The sequence below is a fragment of the Streptomyces botrytidirepellens genome (genome assembly GCF_003721215.1).
Lineage (GTDB): Bacteria > Actinomycetota > Actinomycetes > Streptomycetales > Streptomycetaceae > Streptomyces > Streptomyces himastatinicus.
Genome location: NZ_RIBZ01000073.1, coordinates 1 through 1,017, shown reverse-complemented (window position 1 = coordinate 1,017; position 1,017 = coordinate 1). Strand labels below are relative to the sequence as shown.

Below are 1,017 nucleotides of genomic sequence, written 5' to 3'. Positions count from 1 at the left end.
TCACCTCACGCACACCACACCCCAGCAACGGATCCACCAACGCACAGACCTCATCCAGCGCCTCAGCGAACACCGGGAAACCCCCGGCCAGCTCACGCCCCATACCAAGACGCTGCGAACCCTGACCCGAAAACACCGCGGACACCGCACCCGACACACCCGGACCAGGAGTACCCGGCACAGCCCCCGCCAGCCGCTCCAACCCGGCAAGCGCCTCATCACGTCCGCCCACGACCACCGCACGGTGATCGAAGACCGAACGCGTCGTCACCAGCGAACGCGCCACATCCACCAACCGCAACTCGGGGCGGGCGGCCAGGTGATCACGCAGAGCCGCCGCCTGACCCGACAACGCCGCATCCNCGCAGAGCCGCCGCCTGACCCGACAACGCCGCATCCGACCTCGCCGACAACACCAGCGGAACCACACCACCTGGCGTTTCCACGCCGGACTCCGCAGCCTCCGCCACGGGCTCCTCGACGAACTGCTCGATGACGACGTGGGAGTTCGTGCCACTCATGCCGAACGACGACACACCCGCGCGCAACGGACCGTCCTCGCGTACCCAGGCGCGCTCCTGTGCCAGCAGTTCGACTCCGCTGCCTTCCCAGTCCACCTCGTGGCTGGGGTTGTCGGCGTACAGGCTGCGCGGCATGACGCCGTTGCGCATCGCCATCACCATCTTGATGACGCCCGCCACACCCGCCGCCGCCTGCGTGTGACCGATGTTCGACTTCAACGAACCCAGATACAGCGGCCTGTCGGCACTGTGGGCCCGGCCGTAGGTGTTGATCAGGGCCTGCGCCTCGATCGGGTCGCCCAGCCGCGTCCCCGTACCGTGCCCCTCCACCACGTCGATGTCGGCCGTGGACAGACCGCTGCCGGCCAATGCGTCGAGGATGACGCGCTGTTGCGCTCTGCCGCTGGGGGCGGTGAAGCCGTTGGAGGCGCCGTCCTGGTTGACGGCGGTGCCACGGACGGTGGCCAGCACACGGTGACCGTTCTTCAGAGCATCA

Annotated in this window: 1 pseudogene; it reads right to left on the bottom strand. The window is 68.3% G+C overall.

Features of this window, described 5'->3' with window-relative positions:
• A pseudogene (locus EEJ42_RS54520) lies at positions 1–1,017 on the bottom strand (CurL C-terminal domain-containing protein); the annotation flags it as partial.